27 protein-coding genes are annotated in these 24,263 nt (G+C 57.4%); 6 read left to right on the top strand and 21 right to left on the bottom strand.

The features are described from left to right. The 4 genes from thiL to Q8N00_07235 all read left to right on the top strand — a co-directional run bounded on the left by thiL (nt 1) and on the right by Q8N00_07235 (nt 3,859). The gene (thiL, locus tag Q8N00_07250) at nt 1-1,056 is read left to right on the top strand and encodes a thiamine-phosphate kinase (protein MDP2382585.1); all 1,056 of its coding nucleotides are present in this window, start codon (nt 1-3) and stop codon (nt 1,054-1,056) included. A 21-nt stretch (nt 1,057-1,077) separates the two neighbouring features. Next, complete coding sequence (locus Q8N00_07245; protein ID MDP2382584.1) at nt 1,078-1,563, top strand: DUF2062 domain-containing protein; 486 nt, start codon at nt 1,078-1,080, stop codon at nt 1,561-1,563. Nucleotides 1,564-1,779: 216 nt separating this feature from the next. Beyond that, nucleotides 1,780-3,192: an HD domain-containing protein gene (locus tag Q8N00_07240; protein MDP2382583.1), complete on the top strand. Its 1,413-nt coding sequence runs from the start codon at nt 1,780-1,782 to the stop codon at nt 3,190-3,192. Between the two features lie 397 nt (nt 3,193-3,589). Beyond that, a complete protein-coding gene (locus Q8N00_07235; protein MDP2382582.1) occupies nt 3,590-3,859 on the top strand; it encodes a hypothetical protein in 270 nt (89 codons plus the stop codon). Between the two features lie 76 nt (nt 3,860-3,935). On the opposite strand, the gene Q8N00_07230 is transcribed toward Q8N00_07235, so the two are convergent. The 10 genes from Q8N00_07230 to thiS all read right to left on the bottom strand — a co-directional run bounded on the left by Q8N00_07230 (nt 3,936) and on the right by thiS (nt 14,362). Continuing rightward, entirely contained in the window at nt 3,936-4,700 is a 765-nt protein-coding gene (locus Q8N00_07230) for a hypothetical protein (GenBank protein ID MDP2382581.1), read from the bottom strand. Between the two features lie 180 nt (nt 4,701-4,880). Next, nucleotides 4,881-5,891: a M23 family metallopeptidase gene (locus tag Q8N00_07225; GenBank protein MDP2382580.1), complete on the bottom strand. Its 1,011-nt coding sequence runs from the start codon at nt 5,889-5,891 to the stop codon at nt 4,881-4,883. Next, nucleotides 5,888-7,282, bottom strand: a complete 1,395-nt coding sequence (gene pafA, locus Q8N00_07220) for a Pup--protein ligase (protein MDP2382579.1) — start codon at nt 7,280-7,282, stop codon at nt 5,888-5,890. The genes Q8N00_07225 and pafA overlap by 4 nt, the downstream gene beginning before the upstream one ends. A gap of 247 nt (nt 7,283-7,529) precedes the next feature. Then, complete coding sequence (prcA, locus tag Q8N00_07215) at nt 7,530-8,216, bottom strand: proteasome subunit alpha (GenBank protein MDP2382578.1); 687 nt, start codon at nt 8,214-8,216, stop codon at nt 7,530-7,532. Between the two features lie 2 nt (nt 8,217-8,218). After that, entirely contained in the window at nt 8,219-9,046 is an 828-nt protein-coding gene (gene prcB / locus Q8N00_07210) for a proteasome subunit beta (GenBank protein MDP2382577.1), read from the bottom strand. 28 nt (nt 9,047-9,074) lie between these two features. Next, nucleotides 9,075-10,574 carry a depupylase/deamidase Dop gene (gene dop / locus Q8N00_07205; GenBank protein ID MDP2382576.1) on the bottom strand — a complete coding sequence of 500 codons (1,500 nt, stop codon included), beginning with the start codon at nt 10,572-10,574 and terminating at the stop codon, nt 9,075-9,077. 12 nt (nt 10,575-10,586) lie between these two features. Beyond that, nucleotides 10,587-12,263: a proteasome ATPase gene (arc, locus tag Q8N00_07200; protein MDP2382575.1), complete on the bottom strand. Its 1,677-nt coding sequence runs from the start codon at nt 12,261-12,263 to the stop codon at nt 10,587-10,589. A gap of 225 nt (nt 12,264-12,488) precedes the next feature. Then, on the bottom strand, nt 12,489-13,121 hold the full coding sequence (gene thiE / locus Q8N00_07195) for a thiamine phosphate synthase (GenBank protein ID MDP2382574.1): 633 nt from the start codon (nt 13,119-13,121) through the stop codon (nt 12,489-12,491). Nucleotides 13,122-13,338: 217 nt separating this feature from the next. Then, a complete protein-coding gene (locus Q8N00_07190; GenBank protein MDP2382573.1) occupies nt 13,339-14,112 on the bottom strand; it encodes a thiazole synthase in 774 nt (257 codons plus the stop codon). After that, nucleotides 14,102-14,362: a sulfur carrier protein ThiS gene (gene thiS / locus Q8N00_07185; protein ID MDP2382572.1), complete on the bottom strand. Its 261-nt coding sequence runs from the start codon at nt 14,360-14,362 to the stop codon at nt 14,102-14,104. The genes Q8N00_07190 and thiS overlap by 11 nt, the downstream gene beginning before the upstream one ends. 104 nt (nt 14,363-14,466) lie before the next feature. Here thiS and Q8N00_07180 point away from each other — a divergent pair, with 104 nt between their 5' ends. After that, nucleotides 14,467-14,967: a histidinol-phosphatase gene (locus Q8N00_07180; protein MDP2382571.1), complete on the top strand. Its 501-nt coding sequence runs from the start codon at nt 14,467-14,469 to the stop codon at nt 14,965-14,967. On the opposite strand, the gene Q8N00_07175 is transcribed toward Q8N00_07180, so the two are convergent. Genes Q8N00_07175 through ffh form a run of 11 tightly spaced genes read right to left on the bottom strand, consistent with a single transcriptional unit; the run spans nt 14,942 to nt 23,613 of the window. Continuing rightward, on the bottom strand, nt 14,942-16,315 hold the full coding sequence (locus tag Q8N00_07175) for a S41 family peptidase (protein MDP2382570.1): 1,374 nt from the start codon (nt 16,313-16,315) through the stop codon (nt 14,942-14,944). The genes Q8N00_07180 and Q8N00_07175 overlap by 26 nt on opposite strands. A 26-nt stretch (nt 16,316-16,341) precedes the next feature. Continuing rightward, nucleotides 16,342-17,529: a peptidoglycan DD-metalloendopeptidase family protein gene (locus Q8N00_07170; GenBank protein MDP2382569.1), complete on the bottom strand. Its 1,188-nt coding sequence runs from the start codon at nt 17,527-17,529 to the stop codon at nt 16,342-16,344. Next, entirely contained in the window at nt 17,526-18,425 is a 900-nt protein-coding gene (gene ftsX, locus Q8N00_07165) for a permease-like cell division protein FtsX (protein ID MDP2382568.1), read from the bottom strand. The genes Q8N00_07170 and ftsX overlap by 4 nt, the downstream gene beginning before the upstream one ends. Then, entirely contained in the window at nt 18,422-19,090 is a 669-nt protein-coding gene (ftsE, locus tag Q8N00_07160) for a cell division ATP-binding protein FtsE (GenBank protein ID MDP2382567.1), read from the bottom strand. The genes ftsX and ftsE overlap by 4 nt, the downstream gene beginning before the upstream one ends. Before the next feature lie 7 nt (nt 19,091-19,097). Next, the gene (locus Q8N00_07155; protein ID MDP2382566.1) at nt 19,098-19,490 is read right to left on the bottom strand and encodes a YraN family protein; all 393 of its coding nucleotides are present in this window, start codon (nt 19,488-19,490) and stop codon (nt 19,098-19,100) included. Next, nucleotides 19,487-20,125, bottom strand: a complete 639-nt coding sequence (locus Q8N00_07150) for a ribonuclease HII (GenBank protein ID MDP2382565.1) — start codon at nt 20,123-20,125, stop codon at nt 19,487-19,489. The genes Q8N00_07155 and Q8N00_07150 overlap by 4 nt, the downstream gene beginning before the upstream one ends. A gap of 57 nt (nt 20,126-20,182) precedes the next feature. Beyond that, complete coding sequence (gene rplS, locus Q8N00_07145) at nt 20,183-20,605, bottom strand: 50S ribosomal protein L19 (GenBank protein ID MDP2382564.1); 423 nt, start codon at nt 20,603-20,605, stop codon at nt 20,183-20,185. Continuing rightward, nucleotides 20,602-21,393 carry a tRNA (guanosine(37)-N1)-methyltransferase TrmD gene (gene trmD, locus Q8N00_07140; protein ID MDP2382563.1) on the bottom strand — a complete coding sequence of 264 codons (792 nt, stop codon included), beginning with the start codon at nt 21,391-21,393 and terminating at the stop codon, nt 20,602-20,604. Before trmD ends, rplS begins: the two co-directional genes overlap by 4 nt. Further along, nucleotides 21,383-21,919: a ribosome maturation factor RimM gene (rimM, locus tag Q8N00_07135; GenBank protein ID MDP2382562.1), complete on the bottom strand. Its 537-nt coding sequence runs from the start codon at nt 21,917-21,919 to the stop codon at nt 21,383-21,385. The genes trmD and rimM overlap by 11 nt, the downstream gene beginning before the upstream one ends. Before the next feature lie 3 nt (nt 21,920-21,922). Then, the gene (gene rpsP, locus Q8N00_07130) at nt 21,923-22,219 is read right to left on the bottom strand and encodes a 30S ribosomal protein S16 (protein ID MDP2382561.1); all 297 of its coding nucleotides are present in this window, start codon (nt 22,217-22,219) and stop codon (nt 21,923-21,925) included. Nucleotides 22,220-22,266: 47 nt separating this feature from the next. Continuing rightward, a complete protein-coding gene (gene ffh, locus Q8N00_07125) occupies nt 22,267-23,613 on the bottom strand; it encodes a signal recognition particle protein (protein ID MDP2382560.1) in 1,347 nt (448 codons plus the stop codon). 211 nt (nt 23,614-23,824) lie between these two features. On the opposite strand from ffh, the gene Q8N00_07120 reads away from it, so the two are divergent. Continuing rightward, nucleotides 23,825-24,085: a DUF4321 domain-containing protein gene (locus tag Q8N00_07120; GenBank protein MDP2382559.1), complete on the top strand. Its 261-nt coding sequence runs from the start codon at nt 23,825-23,827 to the stop codon at nt 24,083-24,085. Nucleotides 24,086-24,263: the final 178 nt, after the last annotated feature.

Genomic DNA, 24,263 nt, shown 5'->3' with positions numbered 1-24,263 from the left:
ATGGCCTCGAAGGTCGGCACGAAGACCCGCTCCCAGATCCGCGAATTCGATCTCATTCGAACGCTCCAACAACGGCATGGTCGCAAGAGCCCCTCGGTGATTCGGGGGATCGGCGACGATGCCGCCGTCGTGACCTCAGGAGCCGGACGCTGGAGCGTATTGACCACCGACTTGCTCGCGGAAGGCATCCACTTCGATCTCCGAACGGCCACGATGGCTGATATTGGATTCCGCGCAGCAGCGGCAAATCTCAGCGACATCGCCGCGATGGGAGCCACGCCCCAATATATACTCGTCGCCTTGGCCATTCCACGCACCGGCACCAACGACCAAGTTCAGCAGCTCTACCGGGGCATGATGGCCGCCTGCCGCCCGCATCACGTAGAACTCATCGGCGGAGACACCTCGGCCTCCGACGGCGGATGGTTTATCAGCGTGACGCTGGTCGGCATGGTTCCTCCGCGCAAGGCACTGTTCCGGAACGGTGCAGACATTGGAGACCGGCTCTACGTAACCGGAACGATCGGTGATTCATTGGCCGGCCTCATGCTACTGAACGAACGGCCACCCCGCAAAACACAACGTCCTGGCACCGCGGCATTCTCGCCCAGGCATCGACGGTTCCTGACCGGACGGCACCTGCGTCCGACGGCCCGCATCCCAGAAGGCCAATGGCTCAGCTCCCATCGCCTCGCCACCGCAGCCATCGACATCTCAGACGGCCTATCCGGCGATCTCCGCCATATCTGTGACGAAAGCCATGTCGGCGTGGAACTCGATCTTGGCGCGCTTCCGCTGTCGCCCGCCTGCCGTGCCTATGCGGCAGCTCGACAACTCGATCCGGTGGCGCTGGCACTGACCGGAGGCGAAGATTATGAGTTGCTCTTTACCCTCTCACCGCGTCACCAGGCGCAGGCTGAACGGGCGGCTAAGACACATCGATTTCGCATCACCTGCATCGGCATCGTTCGCCCGGCTCGACACGGAATCCTAGCCGTTGGCCCGGAAGGCAAGAAGCGCCCGTTGCCGATCACCAGTTACGAACATTTCAGGTAACCGGCTCTCTCAACCATACCTATGGCCAGGCTCCCGTCATTTCGATCGCTGCTGAAACAGGTCCTCCATCTGCGGGAATCGCCGCAGCGAACGGCCCTGGCCTTTGCCATTGGCGTCTTCATTGCCTTTTCCCCGACCTATGGCTTGCACACTGCCATGGTGCTGTTCTGCACATGGGCCTTAGGCTTGAACTTCCTCGCCCTCATGGTCGGCGCCTTCATCAACAACCCCTGGACCATCGTCCCGATCCTTGGCGCCACCTACTGGGTCGGCGCACTCTTGCTCGGCCGATCGGACGGCCCTTCCTTCGACTGGCACGATCTGAGTTTCACGGCAATCTATGAACAGGTCATGCCTTACGCCGTCCCCTTCTTTCTTGGCGGATTGGTCTTGAGCCTCCTCGGTGCGGTCCTCGCCTACCCGCTCGCCTACTATTTCCTGGCCAGACATCGGCGGGCACATCCATTAGACCCCATTGCGCGTGAGGATTCTCCGCAAAATCTGTGAGTGGCGTGCAAGAAAGGCGTCTGAGCCCTATGTCTGCCAGTTGCGAGGCGAACAAGCTGCTGGCAGGTGCGAGGCCGACGGTCTCAAGAAACCAGAGGCGTATTCGCTGCAATACGTCGAGGATTTCTTGAGGCCGAGAACGACGCACATGCCGGCAGATCATTCGCCGCAGTAGCCATTGCCGCCCCCTCAAGAATTAGGCTAAGATCGATTGCCATGACTGAATCCGGTCATCACTCCAACGCTCCTTATGATGGGTCTGCACTGATCGCCGATCCCATCCACCAATACGTCTCCTTCACCGTACCCTTCTCCACTCCGGACCAACAGGAACGGACAGAAAAGGATCTGATCGATTCTCCCTGGGTCCAGCGCCTGCGCTACATCTATCAGCTTCAAAGCGCCCGTTGGGTGTACCCCTCAGCCGAACATACCCGCTTCGTCCATTCGCTCGGCACCATGCATGTGGCAGGCCGCTTCGCACGCCATCTCTATCCGTTTCTCAAGAAAACGGTCAAAGACGTCCCCTCAGCCAACTATGTCGAGGAATTTCTCCGTGTCACGGCGCTCGCGCACGATATCGGCCATGGACCCTTCTGTCATTTCTTCGACGACAACTATTTACACGCCTTTGGCGCCAGTCACGAAAAACTCGGACAGATCATCATCCGCGACCACCTAGGCCCGATCATCCGCAAGATCCGGCGCAGCCCCTCCGGCCCCTTTGCCAAAGGCGAGGAACTCAACCCCGATCAGATCGCCCATGTAATCCTCAAGGAAAAGGGCAAAGACAACTCCCACATTCCTCGATGGCTCAACATGCTGCAACCGGTCATTTCCGGCAGCTATACCGCAGACAACCTCGACTATGTCCTGCGCGACTCCTATATGTGCGGGGTCGCAGTCGGCCCGGTCGATCTCTCACGGCTCATTCACTACACGATCATTACGGACAAGGGATTCACGATCCATAAGACCGGCCTTCCGGCCCTGCAGATGTTCCTCAACACCCGCATGTATCTCTATTCCAACGTCTACTATCACCGGACCACACGCGCCATCGACATCCACCTCCGTGACATCTTCGGCGACACCATGAAACTCCTCTTCCCTCACGATCCCCGCAAAAAGATGGAGGACTACCTGACATTAACCGATTGGTCCCTGCTGGAGCAGGTCCGGGGATGGAAGACCTCGCGCCATGCGACCGAGCGACGCTTGGGCATAGAATGGCAGCGGATTCTCGTCCGTGACGTGAAATGGAAAATGGCCTACAGCACCGTACTCAAAGAAAAGGGCCAGGAGCGCGGGATGGACTTTCCCAGCCACGCGCATTTCGAAGAACAGATCAAAAAAGAATTACCGGCAAAGCTCAAGAAGCTCGAGTTCCGCGTCGACATGGCACCGCTCGACCCCAGGCCCGACCCCAAAGACCGGCGCGGCAATCCCCTCTTTGTGTACGACCCCGGCACCAAGGGCATCTCGACCGATCCATTGGAAGAGTTCCTCGACCTGCTGCCCACCCGCTTGGTCCAGTTCCGCGTCTATACCCTCGACCATGCCTACGACGAAGCCCTCTCCCGCGCCACCGCCACGGTGCTCAACAAGACGCCTTCGAGCCTCGAGTAGAACTATTCGTCGGCTGCTGAAAAAGTCCGCCAGCTGCGTTCTCGCATCGCTCAGACCCTCTCACCGTACCCTACGGGTACGACTCGGCCCTTCACCCGCTGCGGCCTTACTGGACGGGCTTTTTGAGCAGCTTGCGAGATGGCCTCCTACCCCCCCTTCTAGTCATAAGCCAGATCACGTTTCCAGCCTGCGACAATAGATCTTCCATAGTTTCTAGATTTAGCTGACAGCCTCACGCTTCACTGTAATACTCCTACGGTCACGTCCATACCGACCACCATCTGCACGGAGGACCATCATGCGGATATGCGCAGGCATTTTATCTCTCATGCTCTGTTTGGGAGTAAGCGGTCTTGCACACACACAGACGCCAGCGGTCGGTCAAAGCCGAGCTGACATGATCAAACTGCTCAGCGAGCTGCCGCCAGAAACAAGAATGAAAGTTGAAGCCTTGGGAAAGATCCTGCAACAGGACTTGAAAGAAGGGAAGCTGACCGACGCACAGATGCACGAAGAGTTAATGTCGGGCAATCTCGACCAAAAGATCAGGGGCCTCAACCCAGAAGCTGGCCCGCTGCTCGACGACATCGGTCAGGCCATGAAAAGCTATCCTAACGCGGAGGACCTGCCGAATCTGCTGAATGGATTGGTAGGAGGGAAACACTAACAGCGGTAATGATTGATCGCCCACTATAGTGGGCACACAGACGAGCCATTTTTAGCCCTACAGATCCTCGCAGTCCTTACGCAGATTTCTTCAGAGCCAGGCTCTTCATCATCTGCCCTTCATAGCGTTTCATCATGTCGCGCTGCGCTGGCGAAGGAAAATGCTTGCCCATCTTGTTGATGGGGAATCGATTGGTGAACTGTTCGATGGCCGCAAGAGCTTCCGTCGCTCTCCCGGCTTGGACGAGTACATGCGTCAGCCGGAGATAGGCCGGAACGAGGAGCATCAGATGTCGTATTTCGTTGGCATGGGCCACGACGTATCCGTAGTTTCCAATCGCCACGTCAAGATTGATCTTTTCATAACTCATCGCTTCCAGCACAAAGATGCTGATCCGATCGGTCTCCGCGCTGACACTTCGTTCCCAGGCTCCACCGACCACACCCCGAAGCTGCTCTGGAGCCAATTGAATCATCCCCTCCTTGGAGTTCGCGCGTAACCGTTCAACGACGCCACGGGCCTCCAACCATCCTCCATACAATCCGACCAATACACCGGGACAAGGCGTAGGCTGTTGACAGGGCCGGTCCAGCGGACTGAAATTCTTCCTGGCTACCTTTGAGGACAAATACACTCGTCCATTCGCCTGAGCACAGGTGTCACAGACCTGGCTGTCATCGGGTGTCGCATAGAGATACATGCGAATCCCCGAGCGGTCGAAGATGTCGACGGCCAGAATCCTCCCGGCCATGATTTGCATCTTGTAATATTGCCAGATGATCAAAAGGCAGAGGATGCCAATCAGGTAGATCGTGATATCCGGGAAGACAAAGCCGTTCATTGTTACGAAGCTCCTTCATGAAGACTGACGACTGCCAAGGCCTACGACTCAACTAAGGCTACTACGTAAGTTCTTCGACGCATAGATATTTTTCGTTTTCCTGAACGGGCCTGAGCGAGAAAGAAGGTATGGTGTGGCGCAGTGCGGTCACGCGATCGAACGCCTGACGCACTACCCCCTCTACTCTTTGACGGGAAGGGCTTGTGGAGTCGGCACAATACCGGGAGTGGGAACCGTCACAGGAGCAGGCATCGCTCCACCCTGCTTGAACGGTAAATCGAGCAGCGCATAGGGATTCACGCGGGCGCCGTTGAGCTTGACGCCCCAATGGAGATGCGGGCCGGTGGCGCGGCCGGTCGCTCCGACTTTGCCGATGATTTGCCCCGCGGTAATCAGATCTCCGTCTTTGACCAGGATCTCGGACAGGTGAAAATACATCGAATAGAAGCCCAGTCCATGGTCGACGAAGACGCCTCTGCCGGAGAAAATATGATCGACGGTGATGCGGACGATTCCGTCGTTCGTGGCCGCAACATCGGCCCCCATCGGTGCGCCGATATCTTCACCATTGTGGGGATTCCTCGGCTGACCGTTCATAATCCGCACGCTGCCGAAAATCCCGGTACGTTTACCGTTGACCGGCTCCACAAAGTTACTGTGCCAGAGCTTCAGCCGTGAATTCTCCGCGAGCGCCTGCTTCACTTGTGCCTGCTCCGCTTTCCAACGGGCCACCGCCTTCTGGTCCAGATCGACTTTGTCTTTTGGCAGCTTCAAATGTTCGACGGAAAACTTCTCTTTGGCCACCAGCACGTTGAAACTCAGCTGCTTCGCCTCTTCGCCCTGTTTCACTTCAACGGCCAATTCATAGGTCCCAGGATCGTCCTGCATGTCGATCCCCAGCAGCCCGACAAAGCCGGCCGGTTCCCCTGGCCTGAACTCCCGAAAAAACGGAATCGTCCGTTCGAGAAATTTGCCCTTCACTTCCGTCGCCTGCTCTTCGCCCTTCACCTTGACCACCAGCACCTGTCCCTGCTTGCCGCTGTATTGGCCGTCGAGGCCCTTCGGTGGAGGCGGTGTGTTCGGGAATAACTCAACGGGAAAGACGCTGCACAGCAAGACGACCGCCATGACCAGCGTTCGGTCCAGCCGTGAAATCCGCAACTGCGCCTGTTTGAGAGCGGTGATCATCATCGATACAGCCGTAGCCCCCCCACCTGCGAGAGCAATTCGTCCACGCGCCGATTCACGGCGCTGAAGGGATCCATACAGAGGATCGTCTCTTCCCAGTAGCCATTGAGCTTCAGATAGGTCCAATCCACCGTATAGGAGCGATTCTTCGCGCGGGCGAATCGGATGAAATCGCCACGCACCTTCGCCCTCGTGGTCTGGGGCGGAATCGACATGGCCCGTTGCACCGCGTCCTCCTCTACTACCCGTTCGATCAGCCCTTTGGACTCCATCAGATAATACAGGCCACGCGTCCGTTTGACATCATGATATTGGAGATCGAGCAGGAAGACGCGCGGGTCGTCCCACCCGCACCCTTTCTTGTCGATATAGGACTCGATGAGGTGCCGCTTGGTCACCCAGTCGAGTTCTCGCACCAGCTGCATCGGGTCCTCTTCGAGCTTGTCGAGGACCATGGCCCATTTCGCCCACACGTCGTCGAGGGCCGGATCGTGTTCTTGTTGTGCCAGATATTCCTGCGCGCGATCCAGATAGACCCGCTGAACTTCCACCGCCGTCAACTGGCGGCCATCGTCCAGCTTGATCTTCCGCTTTAAGGTCGAATCGCGAGAAATCTCTCGAATGGCTTTCACCGGATCCTCGAGTTCCATCCCTGTGACTCCGTACCCCTCCTCGATCATCGACAGGACCAACACCGCAGTCCCAACCTTCAAATAGGTCACGAACTCCGACATGTTGGAATCCCCGACGATGATATGGAGCCGCCGGTAGCGTTCCGCATCGGCATGCGGCTCGTCTCTGGTATTGATGATGCTTCGCGAGGAGGTCGTCGAGGAGGAGGTCTTCTCGTGAATGTGCTGGGCCCGTTGCGAGATAAAATACTGCGGCTTACCCGATACTTTCAGCACCTTTCCGGCTCCGCCATAAATCTGCCGCGTGACGAAGAAGGGAATGAGCTGCTCCGTGACTTTCCAGAAATCGACGTCTCGGCGCATCAAGAAGTTTTCGTGACAGCCGTAGGTATTGCCGAGGGAGTCCGTATTGTTCTTGAAAATGTAGATTTCGCCGGACAGGCCTTCTTCTCGTAAGCGTTCTTCGGCTGCAGGCAGACAGGCTTCCAGAAGCCGCTCACCGGCTTTATCGTGAACGACGAGGTCCCGGATGCTGTCGCACTCGGGGGTGGAATACTCAGGGTGACAGCCGGTGTCTTGATAGAAGCGTGCCCCGTTCGCCAGAAACGCGTTGGAGGGCCAACTGTTCGGAATGAGGCCTTCAAAAATATAGCCCAGGACCTTCTCCATCGGAAGATAGACCCTCCCGTTCGGAGAAAATATGAGACCGTACTCATTCTCCAAACCGAAGATCCGTCGTCTTAGAGGACTTGGTTCCAGCATAGGCGTACAGACAGAATACCAGCAGGCCTTGTCTTCTACAACAGAATGAACTTCCCGCAGGGTGCTCAAAACGTTCGTCAGGAAGACCGCATGCGAGTCGAAACCGGAGGCGTACCCTCAGGGTCGCACGGTGCGACGCATAAGGAGCACCAAGTCTGTGCGCGCCGCCGAGTGATGAGGCGGCCGGGTCCCCGTTGAGGATTTCGATGAGCCGAGAACGAAGCTGGCGGACTTGTTCAGCATCCTGCTAAACGGAGAGGAGGAGTTTGGTATCAATGGACGACAGCCGTCTGAACCGACGTCCTTCGCGGGTACGGTCCAGCACTGCAACTTCCAGACTCTCCAGCATAAGCTTCTGATTTCCGATTTGTTCGAGTGCGGTAATACAGAGCGAAAGGGCAGCCTTGAGCTCTGGAGGCTGCGTAAACCCCTTCTCCTTTAACACTGCCTGCACGGCCTCCGACTTGCCACCGATGACCGCAAAGGTCCGCTCATCGATGATGCTCCCATCGAACGAGATGCGGTACATCTCGTTCGCATGGCCGTTGTGCCCGACCTGCACCACCAGGATTTCCACCTCCAGCGGCTTCTGCTCCTGACTAAATATGGTGCCCAGGCTTTGCGAGTAGCCGTTTGCCAGAGAACGAGCCGTCACATCTTCCCGGCTGTACATGAATCCCTTGAGGTCGGCATGTCGGATGCCGGCCTTCCGGAGATTCTCAAACTCGCTGTACTTGCCAGCGCCTGCAAAGGCGATGCTGTCGTAGATCTCGGATATTTTGTGCAGCGAGGCGCTGGGATTCTCCGCGACGAGCAGGATCCCATTCATATATTCGAGGGCAATGATGGAGCGACCTTTGGCGATGCCTTTCTTGGCATACTCCGCCTTGTCCTGCATCATCTGCTCGGGCGAGACGTAATAGGGCAGGGGCATGCTTAGTTCTCCTTGGACCGGCGGGTCGCGATCAACCCGCCATAGATGCTGCTAATCTGCTGCTCTGACACATCGGTGATCCCACGCTCATTTACAATTTTTGCGGTGGGGTATATGCCTCGCACGAGGTCTGGCCCCCCGGTGCCGACGTCATCGTCGGCCGCATTGTACAGCGCCAGCAGGGCTAACTTCAGCGCGTCCAGCTCTGCCAATCCTTTGAGGAAATGTTCCCGCATTGTATTGCGCGCATCTTTCCCGCCTGATCCGATGGCATGGTAATCCGACTCTTCGTAGCGGCCGCCTGCGAGGTCGTACTTGAAGATGCGGCCTTCCACTCGCTTCAAGTCGAAGCCGACATAGAGCGGCATGACGACCAGCCCTTGAAAGACCATCGGCAGGTTGGCCTTGACCATCTGTCCGAGCTTGTTGGCCTTTCCCTCGCAGGACAGTTGCACCCCTTCGATTTTTTCGTAATGTTCCAGCTCAACCTGGAACAGCTTGGCCATTTCAATGCAGGGACCGGCCGCACCGGCAATCGCCATCGCGGAATAGTCGTCGATCTTGAAGACTTTCTCGATCCGGCGCTCGGCAATTTGAAACCCTTCCGTCGCTCGGCGGTCTCCCGCAATCACGACGCCCTGTTGATACTTGATCGCCAGCACCGTGGTGGCATGAGGAACCGCCATCGAGCCGGCCCCTCGCATCGGTTCCGTCCCGGCCTGAGGGGACAGAAAACCGCTGCGGCCGGCCGGCGTCAACGCGGGATGCTGCTGGGTTAAAAAGTCGAAGAAACTCGGGTCGTCGTGGTTAGGAAGAAATGGCAATTTCATAATGTGAATCGCAGGGGATCCTTCTTCATCACGTCTTCAGTTTCGCCAACAAGGCGTCGACGGTATCAACCTGATCGAGGAGGTCACTCGTCAACGACTCCGTCCCTCGAAGCGGGTCCATCAGCGGCACCCGTTTGACCTGCTTGTTGCCCACATCGAACAGCACCGACGTCCAGCTGGCTCCATAGACCGACTTCGTAAACTTGCTGACACAGCGTCCACGGAAATAGGCGCGTGTTCCCGGAGGCGGGGTGAACTCCGCTCGCGCAATCTCGGCTTCCTGCACGATGCGCTCGATTAGATGACTGCGCTCAAGCGTAAAGTAGAGACCCTTATCGGGACGTACGTCATGATACTGCAGATCCATGAGCCGAATGCGAGCGTCGTCCCACCCACAGCCCTTGCGCTCCATATAGGATTCCATCATCTGGCGCTTCGCCACCCAGTCTAACTCGCGCACCAACAACCGGGGATCCTGTTCGAGCTTATCCAAGACGTCTTCCCAGCGAACGAGAATATCTTTCGTGACCTGTGAGAGATCGTGACAGGCATAGTATCCCATGGCGGCCTTCAAATAGGCGCGTTGAACCGCCACCGCCGTTGTCGAGCGACCCCCCGTGAGTCTGAGCGGCTCCTTCATCGTCACATCGCGCGACACCTGCTTGATGCCTTGAACCGGATCCTCCAACTCGATCAGGGGCACATCCGCGCCGGCGTCGAGCAGGTCCAAGACGATGGACAACGTACCGACCTTGAGATAGGTCGACAGTTCCGCCATGTTGGCATCTCCGACGATCACGTGCAGCCGCCGGTACTTGGCATGCTCCGCATGCGGCTCATCGCGTGAATTCACGATGGGGCGCCGGACCATCGTATTGAGATCGACGAGGCACTCGAAGAAATCCGCACGCTGCGAGATTTGATAATCCGCCCGGCTGGTCTCATTCTCTGCGCCGACTTTTCCCGCCCCTGCGAAGATAGGCCTCGTCACAAAGAACGGCGCCAGGACCTTCACGATGCGCTCGAACGGCACCGCGCGCGACATGAGATAACTTTCGTGATAGCCGTAGCTGTTGCCCTTGCCGTCCGAATTGTTCTTGTACAGCACACAATGATCCCGCCCGGTCGCGCGCGCCATCTGTTCCAGGCACTGAGCCAGGATATGCGCACCGGCTCGCTCGAAGGCCACGATCTCTCGCGGATTGGTGCATTCGGGTGTGGAATATTCCGGATGGGCGCCGTCGACGTAGAGCCGACCCCCATTCGCCAGCACCTTGTTCAGCTGACGATTGTACTCAGGATTGGGCCGCTCCGGTTCCCCTTCGACCTCGAATCCACGCGCGTCGAGCAGCGGGTTTTCATTTTCATAATCCCAGACTGCTAACGGAGCCGGCAGCCCAGGATAATGCCCGATGACCGCAATGGAGTTGGACACGGGGTCTGCGGCGCCTGGATCGCGCGATGCAATGCCGAATTCTGTCTCTGTGCCCAATACGCGGGGAGTCGTCAGCGAATTACATTCCTGCATAGGTGTGACGTCTTAGAGATAATGTCCGGTTGTGACCGTTTCGATCTGACGCGACTCGTCAGGGCTTCCGCTGATCGTCCGAAGATGTACGATCTTTTCGCCTTTCTTCCCGGAGATCTTGGCCCAATCGTCAGGATTGGTCGTATTGGGCAGGTCTTCGTGTTCCTTGAACTCCTCTCGAATGGCGCGGATTAAATCATCGGATCGAAGGCCCCGGCCTTCCTTCGCAATCGTCCGCTTGACGGCGAACTTCTTCGCGCGGGACACGATCCCTTCGATCAGCGCCCCGCTCGCAAAATCCTTGAAGTAGAGCACTTCTTTTTCACCGTTCGCGTAGGTGACTTCGATGAACTTATTTTCTTCCGAGGAGGCATACATGGCCCCGACCGTGAGATCGGCCATCTGCTCGACCAAGGCCTTGGCATCTCCGCCATGGCGCTTCAAATCTTCCTCGGCAAACGGCAGGTCGACGCTCAAATATTTCGAGAAAATATCCTTCGCGGCCACGGCATCGGGACGCCCTACTTTGACCTTCACATCCAACCGGCCTGCTCGGAGGACAGCCGGATCGATGAGGTCCTGGCGATTGCTGGCGCCGATGACGATCACATTGCGGAGCCGCTCCATGCCGTCGATCTCCGAGAGAAACTGCGGAACGATCGTCGACTCGATATCGGAGGAAATCCCGGTGCCTCGCGTTCTGAACAGCGCATCCATTTCGTCAAAGAATACGATGACGGGATTCCCGTCCGCGGCCCGCTCTTTCGCTTTCTTGAAGACTTCGCGGACTTGACGCTCGGACTCACCGACATATTTATTGAGCAGCTCCGGGCCCTTCACGTGCAGGAAGTAACTCCGCACTTCTTTGCCGGTGAGGTGCCCGAGCTTCTTCGCAATCGAATTGGCGACCGCTTTCGCGATCAAGGTTTTCCCGCATCCTGGCGGACCATAGAGCAATACCCCTTTGGGCGCGCTCAACTTGTACTCTAAAAACAGGGCCGTATGAAGAAACGGCAACTCCACCGCATCACGGACTTGCTCCAACTCATGCTGCAACCCGCCGATGTGCTCATAGTCGACATCCGGCACTTCCTCCAATACCATTTCCTCCACCTCGGATCTCGGCAGCTTTTCGATCACATAGCCGGAGCGGGGATCGTAGAGGAGATGGTCGCCGACACTCAGCCGTTCAGCGATCAGCGGATCGCCAAGTTCGGCCACTTTCTCTTCGTCGAAATGCAACGTCACCAAGGCGCGATTGCCTTCCAGCACATCCTTGAGTCGCACGACTTCGCCCTGCATATCGAAGCCCTTCACTTCAATTACGTTCAACGCTTCGTTCAGGACCACTTCCTGCCCTTTGCGCAAAGCTGCACCCTTGATGGACGGATGCAAGCTGACTTTCATCTTCCGTCCGGAGACAAAGACATTGCTGGTTCCGTCATCATTGAGACTGGAAAAGATGGCGTAGGCCGAGGGCGGCGCGGTCAATTTCTCAACCTCGGTGCGCAAGGCTTCGATCTGCACCTTCGCTTCCTGAAGCGTGGTGACGAGTTTCTCGTTCTGTTTGGTGGCTTGGTCGAGCTGGTAGCGGGACTGGTAGAGCCGACGGATTTCTTCTTCCATCGACTGGATCTGCACGCGAAGCTTTTCCACTTCGCGGGTCTGTTCGTCGCTGCGTGAGGCCATGTCCGTTTCTCCTTCTGTCAGCCGCTTGGTGATCTGCGTGACGGAATCTCGGAGAGACCGGAATCGACTCGGACTGTCTTTCTTGCCAGCCATGGCGTTACTCGAAGAACGCGAAAACCCTTGCTGCGTCGAGAAGTCCTAATCCTGGCGGATTCTATCATCCGTTCCTGAGGTGGTCAACCGGACCGCAGTATGCGACAGCGCGAAAACCCTGTCTGAATAACGTCACGTAGCGTGCGTGACGGCATCGAGTAGCTTCCCTGTTGCCGCCTCCACGTCGTCTGCGCCAAGAATGGCCGTGATCACCGCCACGCCGAATGCGCCGGCCTGCCGCATCTCACCTACGCGCGCCACCGTGACGCCGCCAATTCCGATAATCGGGATGCGGACCAATCGACAAACCTTCTCGAGGCTATGCAGTCCGAGCGGAGGACCGAATGCCTGCTTCGATGGCGTCTCGTAGATCGGGCCAAAGATGACGTAGTCTGCGCCCTGCGACTCTGCCTGCACCGCCTCCTCGACCCCATGGACAGACAGACCCAGAAGGCGCTCTGCCCCCAGCAACTGCCTGGCAACGGAAACCGGCAGACTATTGCTGCGCAGGTGCACGCCGGCGCCTTCCAGCGCCAATGCGATGTCGATCCGGTCGTTGATGAGGAGTTGGGATCTGTGCGCAGCCGTGAGCGTCTGCACCTCACGCGCAAGCGCCAAGAGGTCCCGGGCAGAAAGGTCGCGCTCACGAAGTTGAATAGCAGGGGCGCCGACCGTGAGCACGCGCTCTAACAGCGGAACGAGAGGCCGTCCCTGAGTCTGATGGCGATCCGTGACGACAAGAAGACGGCTAGAGAGTTTCAACATCGACAACGCAGTGAATCAACCATGCTGAGGGCTGCGTACTGAATGCTGAGCAGGATGCTCAAAACAGTCGTCCAGCAAGGCCTCGACGATCGACCGTTCACTTAGGGGTGGATGAGATGATTCCAACTGCGCGCGTCCAACGAGGGACTTCTTAGGCCGCGCGTTGCGCGAGCAAAGGGATCGTCCCATCCACCCCGCTCCATTTTTCAGCATCCTGTTAAAGCATACCTTCGATCGGGCTGCTGGCTGTGGCATACAGTTTTCGTGGAATGCGCCCGGCCTTATAGGCCAACCGGCCGGCATAGACCGCATATTTCATCGCCTCGGCCATCGCAATGGGATCTTTGGCCCCGGCAATGGCCGTGTTCATAAGTACCGCATCCGCCCCTAACTCCATCGCAAAGGCGGCATCGGACGCGGTCCCGACACCGGCATCCACGATGATCGGCACTTTGATCATTTCCATGATGATCTTGAGGTTATAGGGATTGCGGATACCGAGCCCCGACCCAATCGGCGCCGCCAAGGGCATGACCGCTGGGCAGCCCACGTCGACGAGCTTCTGGGCCACGATGGGATCGTCATTCGTATAGGGCAACACGATAAAACCCTCTTTGACGAGAATCTTTGCCGCTTCGATCAATCCGGCGGTATCGGGGAACAGGGTCCGCTCGTCACCGAGCACTTCCAGTTTAATCAAGTCAGACACACCGGCGGCCCGGCCCAAGCGGGCGTAACGCAGCGCATCCTCCACGTTGTAACAACCGGCGGTATTGGGAAGAATGATGTACTTCTTCGGATCGAGATAGTCGAGCAGGTTCTCTTTGGAGCGATCGGTGATGTTCACACGCCGCACCGCCACCGTCACCACATCAGCTCCCGACGCTTCGATGGCTTTCTTGGTTTCTGCAAAGTCCTTATACTTGCCTGTTCCCACCCATAGCCGAGATGTAAACACACGACCGGCAATGGTCAACGGATCAATCTGCATGGACGAAACCCCTTCCTCTGCCGTACATATCCAATGGCGCACCGCCTCCGATGAAACTCAAGATCTCCACTCGATCCCCTTGCTTCAGACTTCGCTGGTCGAACTCCTTGCGATCGAGAATTTCCAAATTGACTTCCACCGCCACACGCTCGGTCTTGATGGCAAGCTCACGCAAGAGATCCCCCACGGTGGCACCTGCCCGAACGTCCCGCGGATCGCCGTTCACATGAATCTGAATCGCCTCTGTCATCGTTGCTCATCCTAGGGGAGCAGAATTCAGAATGTCAATAAAGCTGCAGGGCCTCACCCCTTGCCCCCTATCCCTGATCACGTCAGAATAGCGCCAGCTCAACCATGATCACGTCGCCACAACATAACCAGCAGGTTGCCGGAATTTTTCGGGCGATCGCTGAACGCTTAAGCACCCAGCGGGCGAACCCCTATCGGGTCAGAGCCTATCGAATGGCAGCGGATGCGATCGAAGCCTTGGAAGAAGACATCGCAGACGTTTCGGCACGGCAGGCATTGGAAGACATTGATGGAATCGGCCGAGACCTGGCCGACAAGATTGAGGAATTTCTCAGAACGGGAACGATCCAGGCCTATGAAACCTTGCGAACGCCGCTCCCCGAGTCGGTGAAGGCCTGGGCGCACTTTCCTGGACTATCAGAATCTCTGGTGGCCTACCTCCACACCCGCCTCTGCATCACCACATTGACCGACCTCGAACGGCTGGTACGGTCGCACATGCTGCGCACCGTACCAGGGTTCTCAGGATCGGAAGAACGGCTGCTTGAAGCGATCACCGCTTCGCAGCAGCCTCCCCCATTTACGACGCGCGAGGAAGCTCCTTAAAGATCTTCCAGGTCTTCAACATTTCTACCGCTTTTTGCAGTTGGACGTCCTGCTCGAGCGAAGGATCGCCGGATGCATCGACGGAGGAAGCCTGGGGTACGGTACCGTTCTTCGGCTGGCCCTCTTCTGGTCCTTTACCATTCTGAGCCGGCTGATCTTTCCCCGGCACAACCGCAGGCTTGGCCTGCTTCGGCTCCCCTTCTTTTTCCACGGGTTTTGTCTCTCCTGCCTTCGCCACCGTGGTCGGAAGCTGAGCCTTCACCACAATGTCAGGCGTGATGCCGGTCGATTGGATCGAGCGCCCTTTTGGCGTGTAGTACTTCGCCGTCGTGAGGCGGAGGCCGGACCCATCCCCAAGCGGGAGAATCGTTTGCACCGATCCCTTGCCGAACGAGGTCGTTCCGACAATGACCGCCCGCCCATAGTCTTGCAATGCGCCGGCCACGATCTCGGACGCACTCGCCGATCCTTCATTGATGAGAATGATCATGGGCGAGTCGTCCATCTGATCCTTCCCCTTGGCAATCCATTCATCCTTCTTGCTCTCGCGTCCTTTGGTATAAACCACGAGCTTGCCGGCAGGGAGGAACTGCTCGGAGACCTCCACGGACGCCGTCAACAATCCTCCGGGATTGTTGCGGAGGTCCAGGATGGTCGATTGGAGCTTCTGCTCCCTGAACTGCTTGAGCACCTTACTCAAATCACGCCCTGTCGACTCCTGGAATTGCGTCAGCCGAACGTAGCCGATATTGTCCAGCACCTTCGACTTCACACTCTCGATCTTGATGGTGTCACGGACCAGTGTAAATTGGAGCGGCTCGGGAGTCCCATCCCGCTGAATCGTCAAATTGACCTTCGAGCCCTTCGGGCCACGCATCTTCTGGACCGCATCCATCAACGTGAGGTCTTTGGTCGTGTCATCGTTCACCTTAGTAATAAAATCACCGGCCTTGATCCCGGCTCGAAAGGCCGGCGTACCCTCGATGGGCGCGATCACCGCCAAACGATTCTCCTTCACGCCGATCTGAATACCCACGCCCCCGAACTCACCCTTTGTTTCAACCTGCATTTCTTTATACATGTCCGGCGTCATGTAGGCTGAATGCGGATCGAGGGTGGCAAGCATCCCACGGATCGCTCCCTGAACAAGATCCTTCACCTTGGTTTCATCGACATAACTCTTCTGGACTTGGGTCAACACCTCGGAAAACGTCTTCAGTTCTTCGTAAGTTTCCGTGGCATGCCCAGTCCGCTCCCACCCCTTGCCAAGCATCACGCCCAACACCAGCGCCACCACCACCGTCGGGCCTACCATCCAGAATCGTCGCCGAGGATACTGTTCCATCATATAACGTCCTTTCCTCTTCCCGTTCCCTATCGCCTCGCTAACCATTGAAGGGGGTCCAACGGCTCCGCCCCCTCGCGCAGCTCAAAGTATAGAGTATTTTCACCCGTCATGCCCGTATCGCCTGTTTCGCCAATCGCGTGCCCGGCTTCCACCTGTCCGCCTACCGTCACAAGAATTTTCGAGGCATGGGCATAGAGCGAAAAGAAGCCATTCGCATGATCGAGGATTATAACGAGCCCGTACCCTTTCAACCAGTCCGCATACACGACAGACCCAGGCATCACCGCGTGAATGGCGCTCCCCTCGACCGTCTTAATCTCAATCCCTCTGCGTTGCACATAGGTATTGAAGGTCGGATGTTTCTGACGACCGAAGAACGAGATCACATTCCCATCAGCCGGCCAGGGCAAGGCGCCCTTCGAGCCCCGAGGGGCCGTCCCCCCGGTCGGAGGTCGAACCGGTGCCGCGCGACGGCGCGTTTCCAACTCGCGCAATAGACTGTCGATACGTGACGCGGACCGCTCCAATTCTTGGAGCGCATGTTCGTAGGATTCTTTTTCATGCGTGATCCTGGCGAGATAAACCTTTTTTTCTTTTTTAACGGATTTCATCTCCGCGAGCTGTTTCTCGGTACTGTGCTTGTACGACAGCATCCCGACTCGTGCCTCTTCCCGCTGCCGCTCCGCCTGCTCCATGCGGGTCATATCGGTCCGAAAGGTACCCATCAGTGCAAAATCACGTTCGGACACAGCCGAGAGATACTGAAGCCTCCGCTGAAAGTCTCCGTACGAATCCGAGGCGAGCAGGGTCTTCCAATATCCGAAACGGCCTTCCATATATTGGACCCGTAATCGCGCCAAAATCGCATCCTGCCGCTCGCGCACACTCATCCGCAAACCGGCTAACTGCTCATTGAGGCCTTCGATCTCCTGGTCCTTTTTTTTCAACTTCCGGCTGATCTCTAGATGCGCCTGCCGGTAATGCAGCACACGTTCGTCGAGCGTCTGAATCCCTTGTAACAGCGACTCGCGCTTTTTCCCTGCCTCATCGGCCTGTTTGCGTTTTGCTTCAATCCGATCTTTGAGCTGTTCGAGCGCCTTGCGTTCCTTCTCAATCTTGTCGACGATCGGATCGGCCATCGCAACCGCTGGCCAGGAAAGACCCAGCAGTCCCCAGATCACAACCACGACCCTGAGTCCGACCCAATACCTCATGCCTTGCCCTCGCCGAATCGCCTGATCGAGACGAAGCTGCCTGCAAACCCGAGTCCCATCCCAACTGCTATCAAGGCGAGACAGATTGACGGAGGGAAAAATGCCATGAGGCTGTCGAGTCCGGCAAATCGACCAGTCGTCCGCATTTGCTGCCGGAACAATTCGTACATGAACTTGAGCATAACCAGTGAGAGCGCGCTACCCAGCGCCCCAAGTACGGCGCCCTCCACCAGATAGGGAATACGGATAAAACTGGTGGTGGCTCCGATGAGACGCAAAATGGCGATCTCGTCCCGTCGGGCAAATAACGTCAGGCGAATCGTATTGGCGATAATGGTCACAGCAGCCGCCGAAAGGATCACGCCGATGCCGATCGCCACCAACTCAATCGATCGAATCACCGTCGCGAGGGCATCGATCCAATCTTGATTGTAATCGACTTTGGACACGCCGGCGATCTGCCGCACCCGTTCCGCCCATCGCTTCACCGAATCCGGTGATCGAAACGACGGACTGAGTGCCACGACATAGGAGGCCGGTAAGGGGTTTTGACCCAAGCCATCAAGCAAGTAAGACTCCGAGGGAAATTGCGCCTTGAACTCTCCCAGCGCCTGCTCTTTCGAAATAAACAACAGGGATGCGACGGCACGATCGCTCCGCAGATGCTGCTCCACCTCCGCAACCGAATCGGACGTAAGCCGGTCATCGAGATAGACCATGATCTTGATGTCATCCTGGAGCCAGCCGGCTGCCGCCCGCAAATTGACATAGAGCAGTAAAAAGATGCCGACACAGGCCAGCGTAAAGGCCGTGGTCAAGATGGCGACCATCGTCGTCATCCGGTTGGTCCTCATATTGACCCAAGATTCTCTCAGGAGATAGGCCAGCGTCCTCATGCCAAGCCTCTCTGTTCCGGCAACAGGCGGCCCTGCGACAAGGTGAGCACCCGCCGATTCACTTGCGCCATCACGAGCGGATCGTGCGTCGCCACGACGACCGTCGTGCCCCGCGCGTTAATGAGTTTAAACAGTTCGATGATCTCAGCCGTCAACACCGGGTCTAAATTGCCGGTCGGCTCGTCGGCCAATAAAACGACCGGCCCATTGACGATCGCGCGCGCGATGCAGACCCGCTGCTGTTCCCCCGTCGAGAGGCCGGCAGGAAGCTGGTCGCGCTTGTGCTCGACGCCGACTGCCCGTAAGGCCTCCGTCACTTTTCGACGGATGTCGGCAGAAGACACGCCTTGCACGAGCAACGGCAGCGAGACATTATCGAACACAGACTTCTTCGGCAACAGCCGAAAGTCCTGAAATACCGTTCCGACCTTGCGGCGCAGATAGGGAATGTCGGATGGCTTCAGCGTCGTCACGTTTTTCTGATGAACGAAGATCTGCCCCTCATCGGGCCGATCGGCTCCGATCAGCATCCGCAACAGCGTCGACTTGCCCGCGCCGCTCGGTCCCATCAGGAGCACAAATTCCCCTTTGTCGATCTCTAGCGTCACGTCCGAAAGCGCCGACCGCTGATCGTACTGTTTCGAGACATGGATCAGTTGAATCATGGTGTTCTTACCATCGAAGATCGTCCCCGGGGACGTCGAACGCATTCTGAATATGCTCGATGTGCGAAGCCTTGGCGTTCGTACCTTGCAACAAGACCACATCGAATCGGCAGAGTCGATCCTTGAGATGGTGCCTGGCCAAATACTGCGCAGCCAACTGGATCAACTTCTCTTGTTTCCGCTGATGTACGGCATGGATCGCGCCGCCGAATGCATCGGTCCGACGCGCCTTCACCTCGACAAAAACCAGCACCTGACCGTCTTCAGCCACGAGGTCCAACTCTCCCACCGACGAGCGCAGATTGCGCGCCAGAATCCGATACCCCTTGCCGCGCAAGTACTGCTCTGCTGCCGACTCTCCTTCTTGCCCGAAGAGCCTCCGTGGGTCAAGGATGGTCACGGAATCGCCCGTGGAGATTCACCATGCCCACTCAGGAGACGAGCAACCGGAGCGAACGTGCGCCGATGGATGGCGCAGGGGCCATGTTGCGCAAGCCGCCGTAAATGCTCCTCTGTCCCATAGCCCTTGTGGGACAGAAAATTATAATGGGGATAGGTCTGATGATACGCCTCCATCAAGCGATCTCGCGTAACTTTCGCCACGATGGACGCGGCAGCAATCGAGATCGACAACGTATCGCCCTTAATGATCGAGCGTGAGGGAATGGCGAGATTCGATAGAGTGACAGCGTCGATCAAGAGGCAGTCCGCCGGAGATATCAGCGACTCCACTGCACGGCGCATGGCGAGACGAGTCGCTTCTAGAATATTGAGTCGGTCGATCTCCTGCTCCGTCGCGATCCCCACGCCGATAGCACGAGCCCGCTCGACAATCACCTCGTAGAGCCGCTCGCGGTCAGACGCGGAGACTTGCTTGGAGTCGTTGACGCCGACCAAGCGGCAACGAGAGGGCAGGATTACCGCCGCCGCGACGACAGGGCCCGCAAGAGGGCCCCGTCCGGCCTCATCCAGACCGGCGATGCGGCGATAGCCGCGCCGTCGGGCTTCCAATTCAAATTCGTCGGTAGGTCCCACGATGCGTCCGTTGAAAGAGCATCCGACATTCGTGGTCGATAGCACCAGGGAATGAGACTAGGCCTTCGGAGCCACAGCGGCCGTAGCCGGCGCTTCAGTCTTACGAGCAACCCCAGGCTTCGCCTTCGCACTCGCGACGAACTCCCGATCTTCAACCTTGGCAAACTTGCCCTTCTTCCCGCGAAGATAATACAGCTTGGCCCGGCGTACCTTACCCTGGCGCATGACCTCGACGCGTGTCACGATCGGCGAATGGATCGGGAAAATGCGCTCCACCCCGACGCCATAGGACACCTTGCGGACCGTGAAGGTCTCCGTGTTCAGCAATCCTTTGCGAGCAATCACGGCTCCCTCGAACACCTGAATACGCTCTTTTTCCCCTTCAACGACTTTCACATGCACACGGACAGTATCGCCGATTTCAAAGCTAGGCGCCGATGGCTTCACGAAAGACTGTTGTATCCGTTCTAACCGATTCATGAGACTACCCCTTCCTCCCCACATCGAACAGGCGTGCCAACCACGCCTTCACGAGTAAGTTCGTCTAGCAATTGTTGATCTTCGAGACTCAAGACCCGATCTTGCAACAGATCAGGCCGTCTCTGATACGTGCTTCGCAGGGATTCCTTCCGACGCCATAGACGAATGACCTCGTGATGTCCTGAAAGCAATACCTCTGGCACAAGCATCCCTCGAACGTCCGCCGGTCTCGTATAGTGAGGATATTCGAGCAATGCATCCGTAAAAGACTCTTCTTCAATCGACTCCGGATCACCCAACACACCGGGAACCAACCGGGCTGCGGCATCGATGAGCACCAGTGCCGGCAACTCGCCTCCGGTCAACACATAATCTCCGACTGAAACCTCTTCCGGGTGCAAGGCGAGACGCACCCGCTCATCGACCCCTTCGTAGTGGCCACAGAGAATAACAAGCCGGCGGGTATCGGCCGCCAGATTTTTCGCATAGGCCTGCGTGAATGGGCGTCCGTGCGGGGACGGAAACAACAACCGAATCTGCTCCCCGGCCAGCGCATAGTCGGCCTGAATCTGTTCCACTGCGCGCAAAATCGGTTCGGCCTTCATCACCATTCCGGCCCCTCCGCCGTAGGGGACATCGTCCGCCACCCGATGGCGATCGAGCGTATAGTCGCGCAAGTTGCGCACCTGCACGTGCAACAGACCTTTTTCCTGTGCTCGTTTCAGAATGCTCTGGCTTAGCACCGGTGCCACCATGTCGGGGAACAGGGTCAGAATGTCACACCGCATGGCGATCCTCAAGCAAGTCGTCAATCCCGCGAACCATCATCTTGCGCTGTGCGAGATCCACCGAAGTCACAAAGCTCTTCGCCGCCGGAATGAGGACTTCCTCTGTCCCCTTGCGAACGACGAAGACGTGATTGTCCGGTATCTCCAAAATTGTCTCCACCACTCCAATCTCGTCGCCCCGCTCGTTCTCAACCGTCATCCCGATGAGGTCGCACTCAAAGTACACGTCTGCCGCTAACGTCGCCGCTGAACAACGCGGCACTTGGATCAATCCCCCGCGCAACGCGACGGCGCCTTCCGGCGTCGTCACGCCAACAAGACTCATGATATAGGTCGAACCGGCACGCCGAACATGAGCCACCGTCTTCTCGACGACCTGCCCAGTCGGGTCCAAAACCTGCACCTGCTTCAGGTGCTCCAGTCGGCCAGGCACATCGCTCAACGATCGTACCTTGAACTCGCCGCGCACACCGAAGTGGCGCTCGATCCTGCCGATCGTTATCAGATCTGCCTGAGCCGTGGTCACAGACTACGCGACCTTTTTCTTCGCTGCTTTCTCTGCCGCTTTCTCTGCCTCAAACGTCTTCCAGACGCCAGCACGGCGGAGGAGCGTCTTCACCGTGACGGTCGGCTGGGCACCCTGACGCAACCAGCTCAACACCCGATCCTGCTTCAACTCCGGCAGACCCGCCTCTTTCAAGGGATCGAAAATCCCAAGAATTTCCAGGAATCGTCCGTCGCGCGGCTTCCGTGAATCCGCTGCCACTACGCGGTAGAGCGGTCGCTTATGTCGTCCAGTCCTCGTCAATCTCAAATGAACAGCCACTAGAATCCTCCTTCTGTACAACACACTGTGATGATTGTGATCGCCCCTTACATCGAGCGCAGAAGTTGCGCCAACTGCCGGCGCCCTCCCGACCCTGCCATAACCTTGGCGATTTTCCTCGCCGAGAGAAACTGCTTAATCAACCGATTCACCTCTTCCACCTTCGTTCCGCTTCCACGCGCAATCCGCTTTTTCCTGCTGCCGTTGATCAGCGTATGATCGCGGCGTTCACGAGTCGTCATCGAGTCGATCATGGCCGTGACTCGCTTCATCTCCCGTTCAGGCATCTGCCCTTCCATCGCCCCCTTGAGCTTCTGACCGCCCGGCAGCATTCCTAAAATCTGGTCGAGCGAGCCCAGGCGACTGACCTGCCCCAGCTGAGCACGAAAACTCTCCAGCGTGAACGTCTGGCTGCTCAGCAGCTTCTGCGCATCCTCCGCCTGCTCGAGCGTAAAGGTCTCTTGCGCCTTTTCGATCAGCGAAAGGACATCGCCCATGCCGAGGATGCGCGAGGCCATCCGATCGGGATGAAATAACTCCAGCGCATCGAGCTTCTCGCCCACACCCAAAAACTTGATCGGCTTGCCGGTCACCGCCCGAATCGACAACACCGCCCCGCCACGGGCATCGCCTTCAACCTTCGTCAGAATGACGCCCGTCAGCCCGATCCGTTGATCGAACTGGCTCGCCATCGTGACGGCGTCTTGGCCAGTCATGGCGTCGGCGACTAGGAGCACCTCGTGCGGTTGCACGGCAGCTCTCACCGCCACCAACTCCCCCATCAACTCATCGTCGATGTGGAGACGCCCGCCGGTATCCAGCAGGACAAGATCGTATCCCTGCACCCGGCCCCGCTCCACGCCAGCCTGGCAAATGCGAACGACATCCGTGTGAGTCGCCTGAGCCGAATCCGCCCGATGCACGTCGATCTCGAGGTCACGCCCCAGACTTGCCAACTGATCGCCAGCTGCCGGACGACGAGGATCGGCCGCGACCAGAAGAACCCGTTTCCCCTGAGCCTTGACGTACCGCCCAAGCTTGCCGCAGGTCGTCGTTTTCCCGGCGCCTTGAAGCCCGACCATCATCACAACGGTGGGAGGATTCGAAGCCAAAGCCAAACCGGCTCGTTCCCCGCCCATCATCTCTCGCAGCTCGTCCCACACGACCTTGACCACTTGATGCCCGGGGGTCAAACTCTGGAGAACTTCCTGCCCAACAGCCTTTACCCGAACCCGCTCGATGAAGTCCTTGACGATCTTGAAATTGACATCGGCTTCGAGCAGCGCGAGGCGAACTTCCTTCAAGGCTTCCGCGATGTTCTGTTCGGTGAGAACCCCAGAACCTCGTAGTTTCTTAAAGATCTTTTCGAATTTTTCGCTGAGCGCGTCCAGCATAACGTCACAAAGAAAAAGGCAATCGAAGCCTTAACTCCAGATCTCCGATCACCTCGAAAATTCTAGCAAAAGAGCATCGGGGAGTCTAAATGACCTGGCAGGATGAAGTCAAGGGAGAGGAAGTCGGAGATATTATTGACATGTTCTCGACCTTTCGTTAAGGTCCTACCGTTATCTCCGTGAGACTACGCAGAGTTATGAGGCAGTTGTCGTGAGAAAGTCACCCTGGATTCTGCTCATTTTCGTGCTCATCGGTGGACTCCTGGGCGGAGTACTGGGAGAAATTCTCCGAGTCATGGCTCCACAGGGCACCATTCAGGCGATATTCGCCAGCAACTTCACCCCCGGCATCAATCCCCCGCTGACGATCGATCTGGTCCTCCTCAAGTTCACCCTCGGCTTCGTCTTGAAAATTAACCTCCTCAGTCTCCTCGGGATGTTTCTGGGGATCTACCTCTACAAGAACGTCTAGCAACTCAGATCGGCTGCTCAAAAAAGTCCGCCAGCTTCGTTCTCGCCTCGAAAGCATCCTCAACGTAGCCAGAGGCTACGCTTCCGGTGCTTTCACCGGCTGCGGACTTGCTGGACGGTCTTTTTGAGCAGCCGACGAAACCGCTCTCCTCTTTTCTCTGACGTACAGGCTATTGAAC

Source organism: Nitrospirota bacterium (genome assembly GCA_030684575.1).
Classification (GTDB): Bacteria; Nitrospirota; Nitrospiria; order Nitrospirales; family Nitrospiraceae; genus Palsa-1315.
The sequence above is the reverse complement of the archived record's forward strand: the minus strand, read 5'-3'. Positions and strand labels throughout refer to the sequence as shown.

Bases quoted from the DNA above. Each gene is read 5' to 3' on its own strand.
- thiL (MDP2382585.1), top strand. From the start codon at position 1: ATGGCCTCGAAGGTCGGCACGAAGACCCGCTCCCAGATCCGCGAATTC.
- Q8N00_07245 (MDP2382584.1), top strand. From the start codon at position 1,078: ATGGCCAGGCTCCCGTCATTTCGATCGCTGCTGAAACAGGTCCTCCAT.
- Q8N00_07240 (MDP2382583.1), top strand. From the start codon at position 1,780: ATGACTGAATCCGGTCATCACTCCAACGCTCCTTATGATGGGTCTGCA.
- Q8N00_07235 (MDP2382582.1), top strand. From the start codon at position 3,590: ATGATCAAACTGCTCAGCGAGCTGCCGCCAGAAACAAGAATGAAAGTT.
- Q8N00_07230 (MDP2382581.1), bottom strand. From the start codon at position 4,700: ATGAACGGCTTTGTCTTCCCGGATATCACGATCTACCTGATTGGCATC.
- Q8N00_07225 (MDP2382580.1), bottom strand. From the start codon at position 5,891: ATGATGATCACCGCTCTCAAACAGGCGCAGTTGCGGATTTCACGGCTG.
- pafA (MDP2382579.1), bottom strand. From the start codon at position 7,282: ATGCTGGAACCAAGTCCTCTAAGACGACGGATCTTCGGTTTGGAGAAT.
- prcA (MDP2382578.1), bottom strand. From the start codon at position 8,216: ATGCCCCTGCCCTATTACGTCTCGCCCGAGCAGATGATGCAGGACAAG.
- prcB (MDP2382577.1), bottom strand. From the start codon at position 9,046: ATGAAATTGCCATTTCTTCCTAACCACGACGACCCGAGTTTCTTCGAC.
- dop (MDP2382576.1), bottom strand. From the start codon at position 10,574: ATGCAGGAATGTAATTCGCTGACGACTCCCCGCGTATTGGGCACAGAG.
- arc (MDP2382575.1), bottom strand. From the start codon at position 12,263: ATGGCCTCACGCAGCGACGAACAGACCCGCGAAGTGGAAAAGCTTCGC.
- thiE (MDP2382574.1), bottom strand. From the start codon at position 13,121: ATGTTGAAACTCTCTAGCCGTCTTCTTGTCGTCACGGATCGCCATCAG.
- Q8N00_07190 (MDP2382573.1), bottom strand. From the start codon at position 14,112: ATGCAGATTGATCCGTTGACCATTGCCGGTCGTGTGTTTACATCTCGG.
- thiS (MDP2382572.1), bottom strand. From the start codon at position 14,362: ATGACAGAGGCGATTCAGATTCATGTGAACGGCGATCCGCGGGACGTT.
- Q8N00_07180 (MDP2382571.1), top strand. From the start codon at position 14,467: ATGATCACGTCGCCACAACATAACCAGCAGGTTGCCGGAATTTTTCGG.
- Q8N00_07175 (MDP2382570.1), bottom strand. From the start codon at position 16,315: ATGATGGAACAGTATCCTCGGCGACGATTCTGGATGGTAGGCCCGACG.
- Q8N00_07170 (MDP2382569.1), bottom strand. From the start codon at position 17,529: ATGAGGTATTGGGTCGGACTCAGGGTCGTGGTTGTGATCTGGGGACTG.
- ftsX (MDP2382568.1), bottom strand. From the start codon at position 18,425: ATGAGGACGCTGGCCTATCTCCTGAGAGAATCTTGGGTCAATATGAGG.
- ftsE (MDP2382567.1), bottom strand. From the start codon at position 19,090: ATGATTCAACTGATCCATGTCTCGAAACAGTACGATCAGCGGTCGGCG.
- rplS (MDP2382564.1), bottom strand. From the start codon at position 20,605: ATGAATCGGTTAGAACGGATACAACAGTCTTTCGTGAAGCCATCGGCG.
- trmD (MDP2382563.1), bottom strand. From the start codon at position 21,393: ATGCGGTGTGACATTCTGACCCTGTTCCCCGACATGGTGGCACCGGTG.
- ffh (MDP2382560.1), bottom strand. From the start codon at position 23,613: ATGCTGGACGCGCTCAGCGAAAAATTCGAAAAGATCTTTAAGAAACTA.